The organism is Acidobacteriota bacterium, assembly GCA_028875575.1.
In the GTDB taxonomy this organism is placed as follows: Bacteria; Acidobacteriota; Terriglobia; order Versatilivoradales; family Versatilivoraceae; genus Versatilivorator.
The window spans coordinates 21,006-44,304 of record JAPPDF010000098.1 but is presented as its reverse complement, the minus strand read 5'-3'; the positions used below and the strand labels follow the sequence as shown (position 1 = coordinate 44,304).

Below are 23,299 nucleotides of genomic sequence, written 5' to 3'. Positions count from 1 at the left end.
ATCACTCCCCCCTTGAGGGGGAGTCGCAGAAGCCGAGCCGCAGGCGAAGGCTGATGCGGTGGGGGGGTAAGGCTCGGCTCCAGACCGTGCAACGACGCGGCTGATACAAGGCGAAACGACGGTGTTTCAGGTAAGTGCCACCCGTGGCCTGCAGGGTGGCCGGGTGCCGCATCGCAGGGAAACTGAGCGGCACCGAACGGGCGTGCATGCGGGCGGGACGCCCGCGCTCCCGGGTGGCACCTCCTCCTACGGCAGGTTCTTGAATTCTTGTGCCGAGAAATGCAGGCGGGCACGTTACCGTGCGTGCGAACCCTCGACCCCACAGCGCGCCGACTCTCAAAACTGGAACCGGACGCCCAGCTTCATCACGATGGGATCGAGCGCGGCAATGATGCGCTCATGGTCGCCGGTCCGCAGCGAGAAGTTGGTTATGGCGTTGGAGTTGAAAAGGTTGTAGATGTCCAGCAAGAGCGTGAGCCGGCGCCCGTTCCCGACCGAGAACGCCTTGTCCAGGCGGAAGTCCAGGATCGTCACGTTTTCGGAACGGTTCTCGGACAGATCGCCGAGAAAGATCGGCTGGTTGGTGCCGGTGCCCGGGATGTCCACGCGCTGGATCAGGGCGTAGGGCCAGCCGCTCTGGTGCCGGAGGTTGGCGGACAGGCCGAACTCTCGCGGCAACGTATAACGGGCCAGCAGGCGGCCGCCCCAGTTGGTGGTAGCCTGCCGGGCGCTCACGTCGAGGCTGTGGTTCTGCCAGATGCGCCCATGCCCGCCGGAACCGACGACCAACGGGTCGGCAAAGAGCGGGCTGCGGTTCTCGCCGGACGCCGAGCGGAACTCGTCCCGCCACTGGTAGTCGAAGCTGGCCTGCAGCAGGAATCCGCCGGTGAAGCGCCGGTTCACCGCCGCCTGAACCGTGTCATAAGCGGCGTCCAATCCGGGAAACGCGCCAATCCGGTTGTCTACCGAACCCGCCGCCTCGTGCGGAACGCGCTGGAGGTTCAGCGGGGCGCCGGTGAGGACGTTCAAGGGACAATCCCAGAGGGGGTCGGCGCTGCAGGCGATTCCACGCCCCGCCAGGAGCGCAGCCTGCTGGGCCACGTTCCAGATGCCGCTGTCGCCGCTCAGGTCCTTGCGCACGTAGGAAACCCGGACGGCTGTTTCCGCCACCAGTTCGTGCTCCAGGGAGACATTGATTTCGTCGACGTATTCCGGCGCCAGATGCGGGTCCACCGGCGTCCCCTCGGCGGCGAGATCCGCACCGGTGGCCCCCTGCTCGTCCAGCTTGGCTCCCAGCTCGTCCGGACCGTCGTAGACCCCGTTGCCGTTCGGGTCCAGGAACGCGTAGCGGATCCAGGCGGTGCTGGCCGGATTGGCGTCTTCGTGCGCGTCGGCCAGGTTCAGGTAGTAGCGGCCGTAGTGTCCCCTCAGCACCGTGCGCGAAGCCAGCGAGAACGCCACGCCCAGCCGTGGCGCCCAGGTGTTCCAGATGGTGTTCGTCCGACCTCTGACGGTTCCGCTGGGGAAGAAATCAGCCAGGAAGGGTGCGGAGACCGCGTCCAGGAAATAGGTGCGCTGCTGCTCATAGCGGACACCCAGGTTCAGCGACAACCAGTTCACCGGTCGCCAGGTATCCTGGACAAACAGCGCGTGGTGCCGGTTCCGGTTGTCGGAGGCGATCTCCCCCGCGGCCGGCATGTTGAAGAGCATGACCCGGTCCACGTGGAACGGCCGGTCGTTGGCGCTGTCGTCGAGGTAGCGGATGTGACCGGAATTGGCATTCGAGCCGAAGCGACTGCTGTCGATCTGGAATTCGTACCCCGCCTTGAAATCGTGGCTGCCCCCGAAGTCCGGCACGTAGTGGTGGGCGGCAACGGAGGCCTGCGGCTTCCAGCGAACGAACGTGAAGGGCGGAGGGCCGTTGAGGCCGGGAAACCAGCCGGCGCCGCTCAGCCGGCTGGTGGCGGTGTCGAGGCGTGGTGGCTGCTGTCCCGGATCGACCTGCGGGACCATGGGCCATCCGAACCCGAAATGCTTGGCAGCCACCATCATGAAGGTGCGGTCGTTCCATACCCGCTGCCACTCCGCCTTGTGCGCCCAGCTCCAACTGGCCTGGGCCAGCACCGAGTCGGGACCGACGTCGGTGGACAGCCCCCGCTTGGGCTTTTCCTTAAGGCCCCAGTTGGTGTACCCGATCAGCCGATCCCGGTCGGTCAGCCGAACCGTCACCTTGCCCCCGAGCTGATCGAAATCACCCAGGTCGGTGGCAACGGTGCGATCCACGCCCGACACCGCCTTGTCGATGCGGAAGTGGTTGTAGAAGGCATAGAACCAGGCGCGGTCGCGCACGATTGGCCCGCCGATGTCGGCGTGGGTCTCGAAGAAGAGCAGGTTCGGGTTGCCCGTGTAGCCACGCGCCTCCAGGTCGGCATCGGCGTTGTCGCCGGCAAATTTCTCGTGCTCGTAATCGGCGTGCAGCATCCCGCTGAAGTCGTCGCCTCCGCTTTTCATGGTCATCATGACCAGAGACCCGGGCGCGGTCATCTCCACGTCGGCGCCGGCCGCCGTGGTGGTGAACTCTTCGACCGAATAGTAATCGAAGTAGAATCCGGTGCCTTCATCACTCTCGGTGGTGTCGACGCCGTCGGCCAGGATCCGGTTCTGGCCGCGGATGCCGAAGCTCTCATAGCCGGTTTGCTGGCTCTTGTGGGAGCCGCCGACATCGAAGCCGCGCATCCGGACGCCGGCCGTTTGACCGAGGACCGCCCACACATCGGTGGCGGAAGGCACCTCCTGCAGCTCGGCCACGCCGAAGTCATTCACCAGCGCGGTCTTCTTCAAGTCCAGCACCGGCGCATCCCCCGTCACCGTGATCGCCTCGGCTACGGCAGCCACCTCCAGCGCCGCGTCGATCCGGATGGCCCGGCTCCCTTCCACCATCACCCCTTTTCGAATCAGCGTCCGGAAGCCGGCGCGCTCGAACGTCAGTTCGTAGGACCCGCGCCCGAGGGCCCGGAAGCGGTAGGAACCATCGGCCAAGGTCACTGCCAGCCGGGGCGCTATCAGCGCATCGCCTTCAAGCGTCACCGCCACACCCGGCACTGCCAGACCCTGCTCGTCGGTCACCGAGCCCCCGATTTCCCCCGCCGTCTGCGCCCCCAACGATCCACCCGTGAGTGTCATCAGCAACAAGGCAACCCACTGTACGCCCCGCTTCATCCGCACTTTCTCCATTGAACAAGTATCCCGTCGCCCCTACCACCTAGCGGTAAGTTTACCGTCATGTTACCTGTTGACGGCCACCCTACCAAGCCCTGCGATCGCTTTAAGGCCCGTAAGGGGCGCCGGCTGTCGTGCGGGATTAGACTACAACTCATCCAAGAGTCGTTCGTCCCCGGCGGCGGGCCAACAGTCGGGACAACTCCGCCATGGCCGGATGCCGGGTGGATGCGGCGGAAGGCATACTCTCAAACCGTTCCAGCAATTCCGACTCCGAAAATTGCTGCGGCCAGTCCAGGTTGACCCGGATGCGTCCATCATCCATGTCGATGGCTCCAAGCCCAAACAGATAACCCAGATCCCGACCCATCGCGTTCGCGGGAAACTTGAGGCCCTGGTAATGGACAAGGGATTGATTCAGGAAGTCAAGCACGGCAATTGAACCGCCGTCCAGCAAGATACCGAGAATCTGGAGTTGCCGTTCCGCCAGAACCCGGCGGCGGGGGCTGCGCAGTTGCCCGAACAACGACCTGGCGAACTCCCGGAACAGCGTCCGCCGATGGTGGGCGACGATGGCCGCCGCCACCGCGTTGCACCTCTCGGCCACCCCCTGCAGCGCGAACCGGAGGAAGGGGGTGAGGTCGTGTCCTTCGCGCCGGGACTCGGACAGTGCCTTCAGGTACTCCTCCTTGCGGTCATAGTAGTAATTGGACAGGCTGACCATCACCACATTGTTGACTCCGGCCCGGCGCAGCATGAACGCCTCCAGCGCCCGGGCGGTACGCCCATTGCCGTCTCCGAAGGGGTGCATGGCACCGATATGGTAGTGGGCAGCCATGGCCTGGATAATGCGGTCGTGCCCTTGGAACTCCCTGGCGATTGCGCTGCCGAGAGCGTCGAAAGCAGCGCGGCAACTACGACCGCCTTCAACCCCACGACAGCGCGGAGTCCCAAAGATAACGTTCCATCCGTCGGGACGCAGTCCACCGGGCTGACAGTGGTCATCATCGCAGCCGGTCACGATGCGCCGGTGAATGTCCAGGATGAACTCAGGGGTCACCGGCTGCTCACGCGATTGCGAGCACAGCCGGCGGTAGGTGGCGTTAGCGGACCGCAACTGTCTCTGGGAGCGGGTGAAATCGGAACGGGTGAAAGCATCGGGAGCCAGAGCTTCTTCCTGTTCCCGTTGGGTGAACTCGGCGCCTTCGATGCGCGAGGTGCCGGCTGCTTCCAACCGCAACTGCTCCTCGTGGACCTGCTCGATCCATTGAGGCAGGTAAGGCATCCGATTCAGAACGCCGGCGGCGGTTTTGGCCTGGATCAGCAGGTCCAATAGCGCCGCGGCATCGTAGCGAATCCACTGCCGGGGAACGACATAGCGACTGACACTTTCAGAGGCCATCCGGAGCTCATTTTATTCTCATTTTCAGTTTATTTCAATTTCAGTGTTCTCTATGTCATTGTATTTACAGCATATTATATCCTACAAATATAGATTCAGATTTATTTCATTTCTAGTTCATATCTAAACTTTTCGAACTCCATTCACGGATCGGTCCCGTGCAAAGGGTGCAATTGGGCGGATACCTGCACTTGGAATCGGGAAATGAGAAGCTCGAGGTCCGGCCTCGAACCTTGCGATGCCGGAGGGAGTCGAGAACCGGCTTGCCGAAGGCGGCGGAACTTGCGGAACCGGCAGCCCTGATAGCGCTTAGCAGGCTGTCAACCAGTGGCGGTACTCGGGCAACTCTCCCCGGGTGACTTGCAGGTAGGTGTTGCGTATGGCCAGGGTCAACTCGCCGGCCTTCCCGTTCCCCAGTGGAAAGCGGTCGATCGACAGGATGGGGGCGACCTCCAGGCCGCTGCCGCAGACGAAGGCCTCGTCGGCCACGTAGAACTCGGTGCGGTCGACCTCCCGCTCGATCACCTCCACCCCGTGCACCTCCCGAAAGAGCTGCATCAGGGTGGCTCGGGTGATGCTCTCCAGGATGTCGCTGCTGACGGTCGGCGTCACCACCTGCCCACCCCTGCAGAGAAAGACGCAGCCCCTGGGCTCCTCGGCGACCTTGCCGGCCGCGTTGAGCAGCAGGGCGCTGTCATAGCCGTCCAGGCGGGCCTGCAGCAACGAGAGGCGGGCGTTCTGGTAGTTGGCCGCACACTTGACTCGCGGGGGGATGGAGCTGTCGGAGATCCGCTGCCAGGAGCTGATGCAGGCGTGGATTCCCAACTCCTTTCCCTCGAACCATCCCCCCTTGGGGGTCACGATGACGGCGTGGCTGACCGGACCGGTCACAAAGGCTTCGCCCGGTCCGTCCACGTAGACCATCTGTCGAATGTGCGAGGTGGCCTGCACCCGGTTGGACTGCAGCGCACGCACCACGGCGGCGCTGTAGTCGCCGGCGGTCAAGGGCGTATCCATACGCATGACCCGGACCGATTGCTGCAGGCGCCTGGAGTGGTCATCCAGCCGGAAGACATTCAGTTGCCGGGTCTGCTCGTTCCAGTAGGCCCGGAGTCCTTCAAAAACCATGGCCCCATATTTGAAGGCCACGGTATCCAGAGGAATCACTGCCTCGCTGTTCTCCACCAGGCGGTCGTTCAGCAGCACCTTGGGAGTGGAAGATTCATCCATCGTTTCAGCCTCCGGGGATTGACGTGTCCAGGGTGGCCGGCTCCGCTCCCGTTCCCTGCCTTGCCCGGTCCGGCCTTGGCGTGGGCCGGATGGGCTGCACGGACCAGACCTCCATGGAGCGCAGCGCCGCAGGCCCTCCGGCAGCGAAGAGTCCGATTCCGGTGCTGTCGGGGCGCGTCGGACAGATCCTGGAGGTCATGCACAGCCGGCCGTTGGCAAGCACTTCCAGAATGGAGCGCTCGATAAATACATGCAGGCGAATGAGCTCGCCCCGCTCGAACTCCAAGGGTCCCGAGTGTACCATGGGAGTCGGCTGCGCACGGTAGGCGTGCCGGTGAACATCGGGATTCAAATCAGCTCTTTGATGGGAACGCCGGTGGCGTCGCCGATGGAGTTGGCGATCTTGATCGGCCGGCCGATGGGGGTCATGTAGGTCTTTTCCCAGTCGATCCCCAGGGCCTTGTAGAGGGTGGCGAACAGGTCTCCGATGGTGACCTGGCGATCGGCGACATAGCCTCCCTGCTCGTCGCTGGCGCCCACCACCTGGCCACCGGCGATGCCGCCGCCGCCCAGCACCACCGACCAGCACTGGGGCCAGTGATCGCGCCCGTTCCCGGGGTTCACCTGGGGGCCCCGGCCGAACTCTCCCATGGCGATCACCAGGGTGGTCGGGAGCAGCCCGCGCTGGTCCAGGTCCTCCAGCAGGGCCGAGAAAGTCTGATCGAAGGGTGGAACCAGGATGTCGCGGTGCCGCCGGTCGTTGTCCCCGTGAGTGTCCCACTCGTTGTACTTGTATCCGGCAGCCGTCACGAACCGGCTCCCCGCCTCCACCAGCCGCCGGGCCAGCAAAACGCTTTGGCCGAACCCGTGCAGCCCGTAGGTCTCCCTGGTCTTGGTGGACTCCCTGGAGAGATCGAAGGCATCCTTGACCTCGGGGTTCAACACCATTTTGAGGGCCTCCTGGGTGAAGGTGTCCATCCGCCCCGATTCGGCCTTCTGCACCTTGTCCCGGTAGATCCGCTCCACCACTTTCCGAAAGGAGAGCCGATCCTGGAGGCGCTCGGCCGTAATCGATTTGGGCAGCCTCAGGTCGGGAACCTCGAAGTCGGGTTGACTGGGGTCGGGAAGCACCATGGGGTCATACTGGTTGCCGATAAAGGCGGCACCGAAATGGTCGATGAAAAAGGTATCGTTGCCGGTGTCCGGCTGCAGCACGTAGGGCGGCAGGTTGTTCCTTGGACCCAACTCCTTGGCCACGATCGAGCCCAGGCTGGGAAAGCGCATGGCCGGGTTGGGCAGGTGCCCGGTGGCCGCGTAATGGGTGGCCTGGGGGTGGTTGTTTTCCAGGGTGTGGAGGGAACGGATAATCGCCAGCTTGTCCATGTGCCTGGCGGTCTTGGGCAGCAGCTCGGAAACCTGTACGCCGGCCACGTTGGTGGCGATGGGCCTGAATGAGCTGTTGGGCTTGGGGTCCCACATGTCGATCTGGCTGGGTCCTCCCTCCAGCCACAACAGGATGCAGGCCTGGGCCTTGCCCCCGGCCGTTGCCGGCGTGCCCCCCAAGGCCTGCTGAAGCCTCAGGAACTGGCTCAGGCTCACACCCAGCAGGCTTAGGGACCCCACTCGCAGGAAGTCCCGCCGCCGCAGAATGGGGTCGTCACTCGCCAAACACCCTAGGTTTCGCATGGGTGCAACCTCCTCCGGTTTCCGGCTTCTTGGTCCCGGGTCCCGCGCCGGAACAGCCACCAAGGCAAGTCTGCCGGAAACGCTCAATGGTTATGGTAAAACTCCGGGGAATTCAACAACCCCCACAACAGATCCTCCAAGGCCCGGCGCCGTGAGGGGTGCCGGCCGACCATGGCTTCCAGCTGCTCCCGTTCTTCCTCCCCGGGCAAGCGCACCAAGGCTCTCAGGTAGAGTTCCTCGATGATCTCCCGGTCCGAGCCGCCCCCATCCATCAATCGGTCGATGATGCCCCCCTCACGGGCCAGATGCTCGGTAAAGGTCGTCCCGGCCAAGCTGTGCAGGGCCCTGCTCAGGTTGGGACGCGGCCGCTTCTCCGGAAGCATGGACCGGGGAGCCTTGCCATAGTTGTCCAGAATACGGGAGCGGAAGACATCGGGCAGCTTGACGTTGATGGCCCGCGTGCCGGGCGGCAGCCTGCCCTCGCCGTCGCCGTAGCTCTCCTGCTCCAGGATGAGGGGAACCCCCGTCACCGTGGCGATGGCGTCGAACAGCACCTCGGCATCCAGGGCCCGCGGCAGCGCGTGAGAGTAGTGGGTGCGGTCCTCCCGATTGGTTCGGTTGGGCCGACTGCTGAGCTGGTAGGTCCTGGAGCCGACGATGGTCCTGATCATGCGGCGAAGGTCATGGTCGTGTTCCCGGAAGTCCTTCGCCAGAGCCGCCAGCAGCCTGGGATGGGTCGGTGGATTGGCCGCGCGGAAATCGTCGACCGGCTCCACGATGCCTCGCCCGAAAAAGTAGCTCCATATCCGATTGACCGCCGCCTCGGCGAAATAGGGGTGGGCGGTGATCCACTGGGCCAGCTTGACCCGCGGGTCGGCCCAGTCCGTCTCCGGCAGGAGGGATCCGTTCAGGAAGGCCGGAAACACCTCCTCCCGTGTGCGTGGATGGAGCACTTTCCGGCTCCTGCCCTTGACGAACAGGTCCACTTCCTGACCGGTCGGGTCTTCGAAGATGACCGTGCCGACCTCCTCCCCCCGGCCTCCCACCAGGTTCATGCGCCCGAAGAATGCGGCCAGCCCCCAGAACTGGTCCTGGCTCCAGGCCTCGAAGGGGTGGTTGTGGCACTCGGCGCAGTCCAGCCGGCGCCCCATGAAGACCCTGACCTCTTCGGCCATCTTGTTTTGCGGGTAGCGCACCTCCCCATTGGGCAGGAAGTGCCTGGAAGGCGCGCTGTAGCCGATGGCGGCAATGCGCTCGCGGGCCATCCGGTCGTAGGGGGTGTTGGCGGCGACGTGGCCGCGAATCCACTCCCAGTAAGCCTCGGTCCACTGCAGGTTGATGCCGTTCTCGAAGAGAGCTACCCGGAAGAGCTGCGACAACCGATAGGTCCAATAGTCCACGAACTCGGGGGTCTGCAGGATCGTATCGACCAGCTTCTCCCGCTTGGCCGGGTCGCTGCTCGTCAGAAACTCACGGGTCCTTCGGGGCGGGGGCAGCGTGCCGGTCAAATCCAGACACACTCGGCGCAGGAATTCCGCGTCGCCGGAAAGCTCGGAGGGGATCCGATGCAGCCGGCTCAGCTTGTCGAATACCAGGCGGTCGATGAAGTTATTGGCGGGAACGCCGGGATATCGGGCCAGGGTCGCCTCGATGACGCTGACCCTGGCGGTAGTGGAATGGCCGGCCGTCCGTACGGTCACGAAGGTCTCCCCGGGGCGCAATCCCCGCAGTCGGCCGTCCGGCTCGACCTCCGCCACGTCGCTGTTGTCGGACAGGTAGCGCACCTGGCCGGTGAGGTCCTTGCGGGTCCCGTTCTCGAGCAGCGCGCTGACCAGCAACTGCTGCCCGCCTCCCACCTCCAGCACGGCCTCGGCCGGGTAGACCTCGATGGCCCTGACCCCGGGTCTCGAGGCTGCCGCCGGCTGAAAAGGCGCTCCCTCCTTCACCCACCGCAGCAGCGTCTTGTAATCATCCGATTCCAACGGCAACTGCAGTCCACCCTGATGGGGCTCGGCCAGGGAGGGCTTCCTCAGCAGCAGGCTCTTTTCGGGTTCTTCCCGATCGATTCGCGGAATCTCGGTTCCCGGATCGGGCGACAGGACCTGGTAGGTCCCTCCCCTGACGATCCAGCGGTAGTCCTCCTCCGGGTAGATGCCGTAGAGAGACAGCTTGAATCCTCCCCTTCCCTTCACTCCTCCATGGCAATGGCTGTCGTTGCAACCCCGCCGGGTCAATACCCTTTCGACATCCCAGGCAAAGCTCAGCGGCGGCCGCCCGGCCCCGCCCTTGACCTGCAGCCGCGCCGTGACCGACAGAGCACCCAGGCGAGCCGTCAAATCGGTAGTTCCCTCGGCCAGGGCCTCGGCCTCGCCACCGGGAGAGACCGTCGCCACGCCGGCATCGGAGAATTCCCATCGGCTGAGCGAGGTCACGTCGCGCTCCAACCTGTCGCTATAGCTGCCCATCACCAAGAGCTGGCGGGTAGCCCCCGCCCCCTCCAGCTCCACCGCCTCGGGCACGATCCGGACCGACAGCAACTCCGGCTCGGAAGTTTCGGCCCTGAGCGCGATGGATCCGGCTGCGACCAGGATCCCCAACAACAGGATGGGACTGCGATTTGGCTTCACTTGAAGGTCACTCTCCCAACACCATCACCAACAGTTCTCCGGCTGCGATCGCCTCACCCACCTTGCCTCCGACCACGGGACGGGCGCTGAGGCGGACCCGCGTGGGCATCCGGGTGGAGGGCGCCCCGGGCGCCGCCGCCAGCAGCACGGTGGTCGTCTGGTTCTTGGGCACGAACCGCTCCTTGTGAATTTCGGGAAGGGGAGGCTCCTTGTGGGGCTCGACCTCGGCACCGGGCAAAAATTGTACCTGGCCGGGCAGGCCGTCGGCGCTGAAGAGGATGTCACCGCCGAAGCCCTCCTCCTGATCGGAAAGAATGGTGACTTTTTTGGCCTGCCCCGGCCGCAGGTTCACCACCTCCGGCGTGGCCTCGATCCGGCCCACGTGGGGCACCTGGGGCCGCAGCAGCAGGCGATAGCGGAAAGCCGGCACTCCCGATCGGGGGGTGATGTCGCGCACCTGCAGCCTGTAGAGGCCGGCCCTGTCGAAGGTATAGAGGGTCTTGGCCTGGATGATCCGCACCCAGTCATCGCCGTCACCCGCGATCTTCCTGAAATAGTTGGTCAACACTTCCTGGCCGTCCGCATCCAGCACGGCCACCCTGGGATTGAATCGGGGCGGGGCGGCCTCGGGCGTCTCCAGCTCCAGGGCCAGAGAGGTTCCGGCCGCCACTTCGAACCGGAACCAGTCTACGTCTCCAGGCCTCTGGATGGCTCCTTCCAACAGTTGAGGCGGAAGAATCGGGACGGCCTGTTCCGGCAAGTCGTTGGGCTCCACTTCGCTCAGGAAACCGTTCCCGGCGGCTTCGGCAGGCACCGATCTCTCGGGTGAAACGCCCGAGCCTGAGGCAATGCCGTTCGAGCCCGCGCCGGGTGTTTCTTGCGGGCTTCCATTCTCCCGGGCCTTATCGGCCGGTACGGTTCGTGATTCCAGCCAGTCCAGCCGGGACGGGCCCAGCTTTCGACGAAACGGCTGCTCGATTTCCGCCAGGGCCGATGGAGGGATGAGCACAACCTCCGGCGCCCCGGGGCCTGCCGCCTCGGAAGTGGTCACCCGAAGCTGGTAGAAGAAATCGGGTCCGCCTACGCCCAGGTTGGAACTGACCTCAACCAGGTAACGACCGGATTCCCGGCACAGGTGGGTGATTCGCGACTGCGGAGAAAACAGCAGCCGCTCGGGCCGCTCCGGGTCGAACCAAGTGCCGCCTTCCTTGTAGAGGGTCAGGCGAACCCCGTCGAACTTGGTGACGGTGGTGTTGGAGAGAGCCTGGATGTGCAGCCTGTCGCCGCGTGAAGCCCTGAACGAGTAGAAGTCGATCTCGCCGTTCCGGCTCAACTTGCCGTTGAGCAGGGTCGGGATCTCAACGGACTGGGCCTGGGCCGGTTGACTGCGAGTCCCGGGAGCCTCCAGGCTGACCGGCTCGTCGACCACGACCAACCCCAGGGCGTTGGAAACGCCGGCCGGCGTGACCAACCGCAGTTCGTGCTTCCCCAGCGGCACCCCCGAGTCCACCTGTACCCGCAATGACACCCGCTGCCCCTGAACCCAAAGCTTCTCGGCGCGCAGGTTTTTCTTCTCCTGGAACTGCATTCCCTCGATCCGGGCGACCTCGCCGCTCAGCCCCCCGGTCCCGAACCACACTCCGTAGCATCTTTCGAGGTCCTTGCCCCGGACTGCCAACTCGAGTACCCTTCCCCGCTGTACACTGACCGGAAACAGGGAGCGCAACTCCGGTGCCCGAGGCTCCGCGGGTGGCGCCTCAGCCGCCTGCATGCCCCGCTCGAGTGCGAAAGTGGAACAGAGCATCCACGCCGCCAGACCCATCACCCCCTCTCGGGCGTTCCAGGAACGATTGGACGTGCGATTGGCGAAGGATGGACGGCGGGGGAGTACAAGCACCGGCAGCTCCCAGTCAGCGGATTAGGCGGGAAACACAGCCTATAATTTACCTTGAGGCTCCGCCGGGGGTCAAGGAGACTGCCCGTGAACCTGCAAGAGTTCCTGGAAACGTTGGCCAACCTGGTCTGGGGCCCCCCGATGCTGGCCTTGACCGTGGGCACTGGCCTGTTCCTGACCGTCCGGTTGCGGGGACTGCAGTTCCAAAGGCTCTGGTCCTCCCTCTACCTGGCCCTGGTGACGCGCAGAGAGAGCGGAGCCCAGGGCGACGTCACCCACTTCCAGGCCCTGATGACCGCCCTGTCGGCCACGGTCGGCACCGGAAACATCGCCGGGGTGGCCACCGCCATCGTCTCGGGAGGCCCTGGGGCCCTGTTCTGGATGTGGGTAACAGGACTGGTGGGCATGGCCACCAAGTTCGCCGAAGCCCTGCTGGGAGTCAAGTACCGCATCCTGGGTCCGCGCGGCGAGATGTCGGGCGGGCCCATGCACTATTTGAGCCGGGGATTCAACCAGCCGGCGCTGGCCGCCCTCTATGCCTTTCTGGCAGCTTTCACCCTCACCGTGGGCGGCAACATGACGCAGTCCCACTCCATCGCCGAGGCCATGCGGGCCGGGCTGGGAGTACCCACCCTCTGGACCGGCGCCATCACGGCCGCCGTCACCGCGGTGGTCATCCTGGGCGGCATCCGCAGCATCGCCCGGGTCGCCAGCGCCCTGGTGCCCACCATGATCGTCATCTATTGCCTGGCCGGCCTGCTGGCCCTGGCGCTTCATTGGCAGGCGATACCGTCGGTGCTGGCAGAGGTCTTCAGGGGAGCCTTCACGCCGGCCGCGGCCGTGGGAGGATTTGCCGGCGCCGCCGTCCTGAAAGCCATCCGCTACGGGGTGGCCCGCGGCGTCAACAGCAACGAGAGCGGCATGGGCACGGCCGGAATCGCCGCCGCTGCCGCCCAGACCCGTCATCCGGTGACGCAGGCCCTGGTTTCCATGACTCAGACCTTTATCGATACGCTGGTGGTGTGCTCCGTCACCGGCTTCATCATCCTGGGAACCGGAGCCTGGAAGGGCGGAGCCAGCGGCGCCGCCCTGACAACGGCCGCCTTCCGGGAAGGCCTTCCCTTGTGGCTGCACGGGGATGTGATCGTCGCCATTACGCTGCCCCTCTTCGCCTTTTCCACCATCCTGGGCAACAACTACTACTCGGAGAAGGCACTGGAATACCTGTTCGGCCACGGTCGCTTCGTGCCCTGGTACCGCGTGATCTGGGTCTGTCTGACCTTTCTGGGCCCCATGCTCTCCCTGGAGACCGTGTGGACGTTTCTGGACGTGTGCCTCGGCAGCATGGTCCTGCCCAATCTGATCGGCCTGCTGGGCTTGAGCGGGATCGTCGTAGCCGAGACCCGAGGCTATTTTGCGGCGCGGCGGTAAACCCAGGTCCCCTGTGCAATCCATTCATTGACATCGATGCACAGGATCATCGCCCGAGCCAGCTTCTCTTGCATGAGCATTTCGTCCTGTTCATCCTGTGCATCCTGTGCATCGATGTTAATGATGAAATGAACATCGATTCCCCATGGCCAGTGTGCAAGGTGGCAATTCGGAGGAAACCCCGGTGACATCTCCCTCCAGATGGCAGTTCCAGCAGGTTGCGGGACCCTTCGGGCTAACGGAGGGACCCGCCTGGGATGGCGAGGCCCTGCTGTTCAGCAACTTCCCCAACAACCGCATCCTGCGTTATGCCCACCAAACACAAAAGACGGAAATCTACCGCCGGGACACCCGCATGGCCAACGGCCTGATGCTGGACAGGCGCGGCCGGCTCTACGCCTGCGAAGCCGCCGGGAGGTGCATCGCCTGTTACCACCGGGACGGGACCCGGACGGTCGTCGCCGACACTTTCCAGGGCAGGAGGCTCAACAGCCCCAACGACCTGGCCATCGACCTCAAGGGCCGCATCTGGTTCTCCGATCCCGACTACAGCAGCCACTGGGCCCAGGCCATCGGTCCGCCGGAGCTGGAACACAAATCCATCTACCGACTGGACCCCCGAAGCGACGGAAGCTGGTCCATTCAACGGATGACCCATGACACCGCCCGTCCCAACGGCCTGCTGGTCACGCCGGACCTCCGGAGGCTCTACGTGGCCGAGAGCGACTTCCAGGGAGACCGCCAACTGCGAGCCTATCCCATTCTGGAAGACGGCGCCCTGGGCCCCTGCGAGGTCCTGCGCGATTTTGCCCCCCACCGCGGCATCGACGGCATGTGTCTGGATGCCGAGGGCAACCTGGTGGCCGCCGCCGGCTGGGAGAGGAGCGGCCCCGGCGGCATGATCTACGTCCTCGACGCTCGAGGACGCGTCCTGGAACGCCATCCGACCCCCTGCGAGCGGCCCACCAACTGCAGTTGGGGCGACCAGGATCTGCGCACGCTCTACCTCACCTCCGTCTGCGGCCGGCTGTACCGAATCGAAACCGGGCGCAAAGGCTGGCTGCTCTATCCCTGAAGAAGGATCTCGACGTGCGGGCCAACAATACCAAAGCCAAGCTCAAGAGAGGAGAGTCCGTATACGGCTGCTTCGTGCGCTACCCCGACCCCGCCCTGGTGGAGATGCTGGCCCGATTCGAGTGGGATTTCATGGTGTTCGAAAGCGAGCACGGCCGGCTGGACCCGCGCACCTGCGAAGAGATGGTGAGGGCCGCCGAGTCGAACGGCATCACCCCCATCGTGCGAGTGACCACCAATTCCCCCTCGATCATCCTGAGATTTCTGGACACCGGCGCCCAGGGCATCATCGTTCCTCAGGTCAACTCGGCCGAAGAAGCCGAACGGGCGGTGGCGGCCGTCAAGTTCCAGCCTAGGGGCAATCGAGGGCTGTCTGCGTCCAGGGCCGCCGATTACGGCGAGGGGCTCTCCTTCGGGGATCACGTCCTCCAGTCCAACCGGGAAACCCTGGTGGTCCTCTACGTGGAGACGGCGGAAGCCGTGCGGCAACTGCCGAGGATTCTGGCGGTGGAAGGCGTCGACGTGGTCAACGTGGGCCGCACCGATCTCTCCCATTCGCTGGGGGTGGCCGGACAGCCCGAGCATCCCCGCATGCGGCAGTGCCTCCAGGAAATCCTGGCCGGCCTGCGCAACTCGCCGGTGTCCCTGGGCATCATGGCCGCCAACCCCGAGGCGGCCCGCCAGTGGCGCGCCCGAGGGGCACGCTACATCAGCATCAACCTGGAGTCGCTATTGAAGCAATCGATAGGGGAGTTCCTGAGCGGCGTGCGGGGGTAAAGAGGTGCCCAGGGGAGGCTGTTGAATTGTTGGAATACATGGTATTGGCGGTTCTGTAATCCCTAAGCGATGGGGGTGTCGGCGTGGTTTGCCAGGTGGGGATCCACCTCCGATTCCCAACTGACCTCTTCCAGCAATCGGTGTGAGCACGGATGATTCGACTTTCCGCAGCCAGAAAACATTTCGGCTCCCAGAGCTTGTTCGAAGACCTCGACTGGCTTATCACGTCGACGGATCGCATTGGACTGGTGGGCGGGAACGGGACAGGCAAGACAACGCTGCTGAAGATCCTGGGGGGGATGGAGCCGCTCGATGGCGGTCTGTTTTCTGCGCCGAAGGATATGACTGCCGGATACCTTCCTCAGGATGGCCTGTCACTGTCAGGGCGCACGGTTCTGGAAGAATGCCTCTCGGTTTTTGGCCATCTGCTCGAACTCGAAGAAGAAATGGAAGCCCTGACTCACCGGATGGCCGAAGTTGATCCGCGCAGCGACGAGTACCACCGGATCACGGTTCGTTATCACCGGATCGAGACCGAATTTCAGGGTCGGGAAGGCTACTCGCTGGAGGCGCAGGCCAGCACGGTGCTGAATGGCCTGGGCTTTGCGCCCGCAGATTCAAACCGTCCGACGGAAGATCTCTCCGGAGGCTGGCAAATGCGCCTGGCGCTGGCCAAGCTCTTGCTGATCAAGCCCAGGCTCCTATTGCTGGACGAGCCGACCAATCACCTCGATCTCGAGGCCCGCAACTGGTTGCAACAGTATCTGAATGAGTACCCGTATGCCTTCGTCCTGGTCTCCCACGACCGTTACATGCTGGATGCCACGGTGAACAAGATTCTCGAGCTGTGGAATCGTCGCGCCTACTTTTACATCGGGAACTACGAACGCTACCTGGCACAGAAATCCGCGCGCCAAGCTCAACTTCAGGCGGCCTATCGCAACCAGCGGGAAAAGATCGAGCGCCTTGAACTCTTCATCAATCGCTTCCGCTACCAGGCCACCAGGGCGAAGCAGGTACAGAGCCGGATCAAGGAACTCGAGAAGATTGAACGGATCGAATTACCCGCCCAGGAAAAGACTATCCAATTCGCGTTTCCTCAGCCACCCAGGAGCGGAAGCATGGTGGCCGAGTTTCGCGAGGTCGCCAAGAGTTATGACGGCAATCCAGTATTCCAGGGCATGAGCTTCGTCATCAACCGCGGGGATCGCATAGGCCTGGTGGGGGTGAATGGAGCGGGGAAATCCACACTGATCAAGATACTGGCTGGAAGCGAGCCGGCAACGGCAGGTGAATTTCGGCTGGGACACAACGTGGAAGTCGACCATTTTGCACAGGACCAGTACAAGGAGCTCGACCCAGACGCCCGCCTGATCGACGACGTCTCGAGCATCGCACCCAGTGCCCTGAGCGGCCAGACGCAGCTGCGCACTCTGCTCGGCTGCTTCCTGTTTTCGAGTGACGAGGTCTACAAGCAGATTCGCGTTCTCTCGGGTGGCGAGCGCAACCGCTATGCGCTCCTCCGCATGTTGCTGCGGCCTCGCAATTTTCTGCTACTCGACGAGCCCACCAACCACCTCGACCTGCGAGCCAAGGACGTACTGCTGGAAGCGCTGCAAGAGTTCAGCGGAACCGTAGTCTTTGTTTCCCACGATCGTTATTTCATCGACAAGCTGGCAACGCGAATCTTTGAAATCGACGGCGGCAAATTCCAGGACTATCTCGGAAACTATGAAGACTACTTGCGGCGAAAGAACCAGGTCGCGCTCCAACGGGACCATCGAGAGGAGCCGCCGCGCGCAGAGAATTCAGGGGGACCCGGAGACCGGAGTCAAACACCTTTGCCACGGAAGAAGATAAATCCCGTTCTTGTCCGGAAAATGAAGGAGCGGCACCAGGGGTTGGAGGAAGAAATCACCCGGTGTGAAGTGGAAATTGCGACTCAGGAGCTGGATCTGGGAACTTTCAAGAGTGCAAAGGAATCAATCCGCCTCGTCAAACTGGTGGAGCGCAACCGCAAGCGGTTGGATGAAATGATCCAAGAGTGGGAGGAACTTTCCAGAACTCTGGAAGAAACGGACAGGAAGCCTTCCGTACCACCGAGTTAACCCGCATTTCTCACCAGGGGTGTGATCATGGCACAGGCATTTCTCCCTCAGCGCACGAACCAGCGGATCGGGAAGTGGCCCTGGCTTCTTTCGAACTTCAGGGTGTAGGGATTGAGCAGCAGGCGGGCCACAAAGCCGTCGGTGCGCGGCATCAGCCATCCGAAGTCCCACCCCCGACTCTCGTACGTTAGCGGCACCCCCGGCTTGACCCGCACCAGGGGATGGGTCCCGGCCATGAACAGCCGCTGCTCCGTGTAGTAGTAGCAGGACCCGGTCTTGACGAAGACCTCGTGATCGACGCTCTGCTCGTCCTTCCCTGCCAGGTCGGCGCAGAGGCCCCTGATGGCAACCTTGACTTCCTTTCCGTCCGCCACCTGCCGGCCCAGCTCTTTGGCTGATCCCGAAAGCACCTTCCCCTCGGCATTGTGGGACAGCACCTCTTCCCAATCGTCCCTCACCAGGTACTTGAAGAGATCGAAATCGTAGACGAAGTTGCTGCTGGGGGCATTGGTCCCCTGGTCCCAACTGTCCATCTGGTGGTACTTGGGCATGCTGCTGTGGTCAGCCAGCTCCGACGGGCCCGGTTCGGCCGTGACCTCTCCCCCGTCGAGATAGGGGCGGGCGATGGCTTGCCGGCCGTCCTGGTTGTAGAGGAAAAAGGACATGGAGGGCCGGGACCCGAAGCCGTCCGGCAAGCTGATGGGCTGGCGCAGGGTCATGATTCCGGCCACCCACCGGTCCTCCATCAGATAGGTGCCGGCGAACTCCGCCACTTCCTCGATCAGCTCGGCGCTGTCCGAACTGGTGTCGATGTGCTCGTTGTTCTTGAACTCGGTCAAGATGCGCAAGTCCGCCCCACGGCGGATGGCCGCCGCCAGCGCCTCCTCGCTTCCCGAGACCCGCTGTCTGGAGGCATCCAGATGGAGGGCGGACTTCCAGGGATTTCCTTTCTCCCGCGGTTTGGCGCAGCCGGCCAGACCCGCCAGGGCCGATCCCGCCAAGCTTCCCAAACCGGCTCCCAGCAACCGCCTGCGGCCGCGTCCCTTGAATGTCATCGAAAACACCCTCCTTTCCTGCAGGTCCACTCAACCCGCATATCTCACCGAGTCGCTCCCCGTGCAGTGACGGCTCAAATCTGCCCCAGCTCCCGCAAGGTCGCCGCCAGTCCCAGAAGGAAAAAGAAGAGGCCGCCCAGAGCCATGGCGATGCGAACGAACCAGCCCGGCCTCAGTTCCCGTGGAAGCAGGACCGTGTTGAGGATCAGGGTATGGCAGCAACTGATGCCCAGCGCGAAATTGTAGCTGATGGTGGCGAACTTGATCAGCGCCGTGGGCGCGTTCAGCCAGAGCATGGCCAGGCCCAAAGCGGAGTAGCCCATGATCAGCCCGAAGTAGATCCTGCCGATCCTGGCCGGATCCACCTGCCGGAGCCTGGAGCTGGATGTCCAGATCGTATCCAGCCAGCGGCGGACCACCCCGTCGATGTGTCCCACCATGGTGGGGGCCAGCACCATAAACCCGCAAAAGAGGGTCGAAGCCCAGAAGAGGTTCCCCCAGGCAGTGCCTCCCAGGATCTCCGAGAGCCCCGTCATGGATGCCAGCACGCCTTCGGGAGGGTTGGCGGCCTGCCTGCCCACCCCTTCGGCCGTCAGCGCCGCCGCATTCCAGCGGTCGGCCTCGGTGCCGCGCCGCAGGAACTCCACCGACAACATGCTGGGCAGGGCCAGGCCGATGAAGCAGGCGGGAATCCAGATGGCGCACTGGTCGCGCACCACGTGCCGGTACCAGCGCTGCCAGCGCGGCAGCGATTGCCGGTTCACCTCGAAGACGGACCCCACGTGGGACAGGGTTATTCCTTGCCCTCCCACCATGCTGGGAATGGCGCCCACATGATGTCCCATGCCCCATCCCTGGTCGCGGGTGAAGTTGCTGATGGGCGTATTGCTCAGCCCGCCGTTGCCGGCGATGGCGGCCATGGCGGCAATGAAGGCGATCAGGGTGAAATCGATGGTGGGCAGAACCCCCTTGCCGAACCAGGAAACGAACACGTTCTCCACGTTGGGGCCGTCCAGGAATCCATCCCCGTCCAGGTCCTCGTGCTTCACCAGTTGCCCCTGGGGGCCCCGTTCCCAGGTGTCGGGCCGGCCGTCGCCGTCGGAGTCGACACTAGGTTCCAGCCGTCGTTCGACCACGTCCAGATGGCCGTCCCCGTCCCAGTCCTCGCCGGGGTCGAGCCTTCCGTTGCCGTTGCGGTCCTCGCCGCTCATAACGGGAACGGTCCCGAACTTGAAGAAGCCGCTCCCGATGTCGACCCAGGTCGAGGGGCTGGAATAGAGCAGCGCCACAATCAGCAGGAAGCCGAACACCGTGACCAGCTTGAAGGACATCACCGCCTTCAGCGAGTTGTAGACCTTGCCTCCGAAAATCAGCGGAATCACCGAGGCAGCGAAGATGCCGGTGGCGGTGAGCTTGTGCATCCACCAGTGCAGCGGCACCGCGTCCGGGTCGGGCATCTGGCCGCCAAGCAGCAGGATCATGACCGGGGTGGCCGCGGTGGCGGCCAGATAGGGAAAGACCGAGCCGAAATCCAGAATCAGGTATACGGCCAGCCAGAATCGCGGGCCCGGAGCGGTCCGGAATTTGCCGGTGAAGATGGGTTCGCCGGTGTAGAGGGTGTAGCGGCTGATCTCGATGTTGTAGAGCCCCTGGGCCAGGATGCTTAGCGTGGCCAGCCACAGCAGCGCCCCCCCGTAGCGGGCCGTCACCAGCGGACCCAGCAGCCACTCGCCGCCGCCGATTGCCCCCGCCCCCGCCACCAGGCCGGGTCCCAGAAAGGCATACCAGTGCTTCCGGACGAACCTGGGAGCGTCGATCAGCTCGCCCGGGTTCCAGCGCGGCATCTTCCGGGAACCGGGATGGGGAGGAACGAATCCGGTCGGATCCGAGGCAGCCCCTTCGCCGGGGTTATCCGGGGCCGGAGGGTTGTCCCGTCTCTGGTTGCTGTCGTTGGTCATGGTGACATCATGGGACAAGTAGGGACCCGGGGCAAGGACCGATTTCCCCGCCGAACCCCGGCCACGAACCTGCCTGTCCCACACCCCGTCAGAACCCGGCCCGCTTGTCGCAGATATTCAGCAGGGGCTCCCCCTTGAGGTAGCGCTCCAGGTTGTCCTTGAAGATCCGGTAGCGGCGTTCCCAGGTCTGGGGGGAGTCGCCGGAGACGTGGGGGGAGATCAGCACGTTGGGCATGTCCCAGAGCGGGCTGTCGTCCGCTGGGGGTTCGGGCTTGGTGGCGTCGAAGCCGGCCCCGGCGATGCTCCCCGACCTCAGCCCGTCCGCCACCGCCGCCTCGTCCACGATGCCGCCCCGCGAGATGACGATCAGGCGGCCGCCCTGCTTGAGTCGGCCGATTCGCTCCCGGCCCAGCAGTCCTGCCGTGCCGTCGGTGAGGGGGGCCGTCACCACGAACCAGTCGGAGATCTCGAGCAACCGGTCCAGGCCCTCCAGAGTCCAGGCCTCGGTCACTCCCGGCGGCGGCTCCATGGGCTTCACGTCCACGCCGTAGACCCGCATGCCGAAGGCCCGGGCCCGTACGGCCACGGCCCGGCCGATGGCGCCCAGGGCCAGAATCCCCATGGTGGTGCCGTCGAGCTCCGTAATCTGGGCCCGGTACTTGTCGACGTCCCAGCGGCGGGCCCGCTGATCGTCCAGCATGTCCACCATCCGGTGGGCGAGCATCAGAACCATGGCCATGACGTGGTCGGCCATGGCGATGGCATGGGTGGCGGGCGCGTTGGTCAGCACCACGTCGCTGGCCACGAAGGCGGGATTGCCGCGCACCAGCGGGTCGAACCCGGCTCCCACGAAGTGGCACCAGCGCAACTTCCCGGCCGCCTCGAAGACGGCCGGGGTGATGGCCCCGAACAGGACCTCGGCGTCGGGGATCTCCCGGATCTGATCGGCCTGGGTAGGAGCTTCACAGAAGTCTATTGATGGAAAAGAGTTCCTGAGATCCGCGACGAACTCGCGGTCGGCTTCGCTGTCTAGGACAACTTTCATGGATTTAAGCCCCCCAATGGTCACTCGGTTTGCAAGAAAATTCGACCGAAGTTACCGCACCGCTGGGCGACCGTCAAGCCCGGCAACGGTCACCTGCCGGCGACCCGGCCAATCGCCCTGCCTCGAGGTTCGGTGAGCGAACCTTCGAGCCAGGGTGTACAATGCCGTTCCTGCCTTCCCCGAACGACGGTCGGGTGACGACCACCCCGGGAGGTCACACCGTTGGCTTTGCTCTGCCAGATTCAACTGCAGTGGATGGACTACGGGCTGATCGTGGCCTACGCCCTGCTGGTGCTGGCGATCGGTTTCGGATTTTCGCGCCAGCAGGCCAGCTCGACCAACTTCCTGCTGGCGGGCCGATCCATGGGCTGGGTGTCGGTCGGCATCTCCCAACTGGCCAGCCTGCTGTCGGCCATCAGCTACCTGGGTACGCCGGGCGAAGCCTACGGGTATGACCTGCAGTATCTCCTCTTCAGCATCTGCGGCTTTCTGTGCGTGCCCCTGGCGGTCTATCTGTTCCTGGACTTCTTCTATCGACTGAAGGTGACCTCCATCTACGAATACCTGGAACGGAGGTTCAACTTTCCCACCCGGCTCCTGGCCAGCGCGGTCTTCATCATCTCGCGCCTGGCCTGGATGGCCACCATCGTGGTGGCCGTCTCCCTGGCCATCGAGGAACTCACCGGAATCGAGCCCGCCGTCTCCATCGTCCTGACCACGGCGGTGGCCACCGCCTATACCCTGGTGGGCGGCATGAAGGCCATCATCTGGACCGACGTCCTGCAGTTTTTCCTCTTCACCCTGGGCCTGGCCGCAGCCGTCGCCCTGATCTTCTGGAAGGATCCGGCCTCTGAACTGCTGGCCGTGATGGTCCGCGACGACAAGCTGAGGATGTTCAACTTCAGCCTGGACCCCGCGACCCGCATCACCGTCTGGATGGCCGTGACCGCCGGCGCCGTCAACGGCGTGGCCAACCTGACCGACCAGGTCAGCATGCAGCGCTACCTCTCCTGCGGATCGCTGCGAGACGCCCGGCGGGCGGTGTGGTTCAAGCCCTTCCTGTCGATACCGGTCACCGTGCTGATTTACGGCCTGGGCCTGGCTCTCTACGCCCACCACCAGTTGAACCCGGAACTGGCCGTGGGGGTTGGGAGCGCCGACCGCGCCTTTCCCCACTTCGTCCTGAACGAAATGCACGGCGGCCTGGCCGGCCTCATCCTGGCGGCCATATTCGCGGCCGCCATGTCCAGCATCGATTCGGGAACCCACACCATCAGCACCGTCTGCGTGGAAGACTACTACAAGCGGCTGATTCGGCCCGATGCTCCCGACAGACAATGCCTGCGGCTGGCCCGTGGCCTGACGCTGATCTGGGCCGTCGTGATCGCGGTGGTGGCGCAGTTCCTGACCGGCCAGGACACCATCGTAGGCACCATGGCTTCGGTGGCGGCCCCGTTTTTCGGATGTGCGGTCGGCATGTTCGTCCTGGGAACCTCGACCCGGCGGGCCACGGGCTGGGGGGCTTCATTGGGGGCGCTGGTGGGCTACGGACTGGTGCTGGTGACCAAGTACTGGCTGTTCAAGATCGACGGGCAGTGGCTCCTGCTGCCGGGTGGGCCGGATATCTACACCGCTGCCACCGTCGAGCAGGTCTCCAAGTTCTGGCTGACCTTCATCAGCTTCGCGGGCACGGTCATTCCCGGCTACCTGATCAGCCTGGCTTCCCCTCCCTCCTCCAGGGCCTCACTGCGGGGCCTGACCCTGTGGGACCGGAAGGGAGAGGCTTGAGCCGA

Annotated in this window: 15 protein-coding genes; 5 read left to right on the top strand and 10 right to left on the bottom strand. The window is 64.2% G+C overall.

Annotated features, from left to right (window positions below):
* Positions 1-336 precede the first annotated feature (336 nt).
* From OXI69_16705 to OXI69_16675, 7 genes are all read right to left on the bottom strand, one after another.
* Positions 337-3,219, bottom strand: coding sequence for a TonB-dependent receptor (locus OXI69_16705; GenBank protein MDE2667785.1), 2,883 nt, complete (start codon positions 3,217-3,219; stop codon positions 337-339).
* Between the two features lie 154 nt (positions 3,220-3,373).
* Positions 3,374-4,621, bottom strand: coding sequence for a Fic family protein (locus tag OXI69_16700; GenBank protein ID MDE2667784.1), 1,248 nt, complete (start codon positions 4,619-4,621; stop codon positions 3,374-3,376).
* Positions 4,622-4,930: 309 nt separating this feature from the next.
* Entirely contained in the window at positions 4,931-5,851 is a 921-nt protein-coding gene (locus OXI69_16695) for an aminotransferase class IV (GenBank protein MDE2667783.1), read from the bottom strand.
* Between the two features lie 4 nt (positions 5,852-5,855).
* A complete protein-coding gene (locus OXI69_16690) occupies positions 5,856-6,203 on the bottom strand; it encodes a GH32 C-terminal domain-containing protein (GenBank protein MDE2667782.1) in 348 nt (115 codons plus the stop codon).
* The gene (locus OXI69_16685) at positions 6,200-7,537 is read right to left on the bottom strand and encodes a DUF1501 domain-containing protein (protein ID MDE2667781.1); all 1,338 of its coding nucleotides are present in this window, start codon (positions 7,535-7,537) and stop codon (positions 6,200-6,202) included. The genes OXI69_16690 and OXI69_16685 overlap by 4 nt, the downstream gene beginning before the upstream one ends.
* An 83-nt stretch (positions 7,538-7,620) precedes the next feature.
* A complete protein-coding gene (locus OXI69_16680) occupies positions 7,621-10,164 on the bottom strand; it encodes a DUF1553 domain-containing protein (GenBank protein MDE2667780.1) in 2,544 nt (847 codons plus the stop codon).
* 7 nt (positions 10,165-10,171) lie between these two features.
* Complete coding sequence (locus tag OXI69_16675; protein ID MDE2667779.1) at positions 10,172-12,061, bottom strand: hypothetical protein; 1,890 nt, start codon at positions 12,059-12,061, stop codon at positions 10,172-10,174.
* A gap of 90 nt (positions 12,062-12,151) precedes the next feature.
* Here OXI69_16675 and OXI69_16670 point away from each other — a divergent pair, with 90 nt between their 5' ends.
* The 4 genes from OXI69_16670 to OXI69_16655 all read left to right on the top strand — a co-directional run bounded on the left by OXI69_16670 (position 12,152) and on the right by OXI69_16655 (position 17,448).
* Positions 12,152-13,489 (top strand): sodium:alanine symporter family protein, encoded by a 1,338-nt coding sequence (locus tag OXI69_16670; GenBank protein MDE2667778.1) that lies wholly within the window; start codon positions 12,152-12,154, stop codon positions 13,487-13,489.
* A 184-nt stretch (positions 13,490-13,673) separates the two neighbouring features.
* Entirely contained in the window at positions 13,674-14,564 is an 891-nt protein-coding gene (locus OXI69_16665) for an SMP-30/gluconolactonase/LRE family protein (protein MDE2667777.1), read from the top strand.
* Between the two features lie 14 nt (positions 14,565-14,578).
* Positions 14,579-15,340, top strand: a complete 762-nt coding sequence (locus OXI69_16660) for an aldolase/citrate lyase family protein (GenBank protein MDE2667776.1) — start codon at positions 14,579-14,581, stop codon at positions 15,338-15,340.
* Between the two features lie 152 nt (positions 15,341-15,492).
* Positions 15,493-17,448, top strand: coding sequence for an ABC-F family ATP-binding cassette domain-containing protein (locus OXI69_16655; protein ID MDE2667775.1), 1,956 nt, complete (start codon positions 15,493-15,495; stop codon positions 17,446-17,448).
* Positions 17,449-17,495: 47 nt separating this feature from the next.
* Here the strand turns inward: OXI69_16655 and OXI69_16650 are convergent, their stop codons facing one another.
* The 3 genes from OXI69_16650 to OXI69_16640 form a co-directional block, all read right to left on the bottom strand.
* The gene (locus OXI69_16650) at positions 17,496-18,503 is read right to left on the bottom strand and encodes a hypothetical protein (GenBank protein MDE2667774.1); all 1,008 of its coding nucleotides are present in this window, start codon (positions 18,501-18,503) and stop codon (positions 17,496-17,498) included.
* 74 nt (positions 18,504-18,577) lie between these two features.
* Positions 18,578-20,461 carry an Nramp family divalent metal transporter gene (locus OXI69_16645; GenBank protein MDE2667773.1) on the bottom strand — a complete coding sequence of 628 codons (1,884 nt, stop codon included), beginning with the start codon at positions 20,459-20,461 and terminating at the stop codon, positions 18,578-18,580.
* An 88-nt stretch (positions 20,462-20,549) separates the two neighbouring features.
* Positions 20,550-21,506 carry a D-2-hydroxyacid dehydrogenase gene (locus OXI69_16640; GenBank protein ID MDE2667772.1) on the bottom strand — a complete coding sequence of 319 codons (957 nt, stop codon included), beginning with the start codon at positions 21,504-21,506 and terminating at the stop codon, positions 20,550-20,552.
* 222 nt (positions 21,507-21,728) lie between these two features.
* Here OXI69_16640 and OXI69_16635 point away from each other — a divergent pair, with 222 nt between their 5' ends.
* The gene (locus OXI69_16635) at positions 21,729-23,294 is read left to right on the top strand and encodes a sodium/solute symporter (GenBank protein MDE2667771.1); all 1,566 of its coding nucleotides are present in this window, start codon (positions 21,729-21,731) and stop codon (positions 23,292-23,294) included.
* Positions 23,295-23,299: the final 5 nt, after the last annotated feature.

Bases quoted from the DNA above. Each gene is read 5' to 3' on its own strand.
- OXI69_16700 (MDE2667784.1), bottom strand. From the start codon at position 4,621: ATGGCCTCTGAAAGTGTCAGTCGCTATGTCGTTCCCCGGCAGTGGATT.
- OXI69_16650 (MDE2667774.1), bottom strand. From the start codon at position 18,503: ATGACATTCAAGGGACGCGGCCGCAGGCGGTTGCTGGGAGCCGGTTTG.
- OXI69_16640 (MDE2667772.1), bottom strand. From the start codon at position 21,506: ATGAAAGTTGTCCTAGACAGCGAAGCCGACCGCGAGTTCGTCGCGGAT.
- OXI69_16695 (MDE2667783.1), bottom strand. From the start codon at position 5,851: ATGGATGAATCTTCCACTCCCAAGGTGCTGCTGAACGACCGCCTGGTG.
- OXI69_16645 (MDE2667773.1), bottom strand. From the start codon at position 20,461: ATGACCAACGACAGCAACCAGAGACGGGACAACCCTCCGGCCCCGGAT.
- OXI69_16685 (MDE2667781.1), bottom strand. From the start codon at position 7,537: ATGCGAAACCTAGGGTGTTTGGCGAGTGACGACCCCATTCTGCGGCGG.
- OXI69_16655 (MDE2667775.1), top strand. From the start codon at position 15,493: ATGATTCGACTTTCCGCAGCCAGAAAACATTTCGGCTCCCAGAGCTTG.
- OXI69_16705 (MDE2667785.1), bottom strand. From the start codon at position 3,219: ATGAAGCGGGGCGTACAGTGGGTTGCCTTGTTGCTGATGACACTCACG.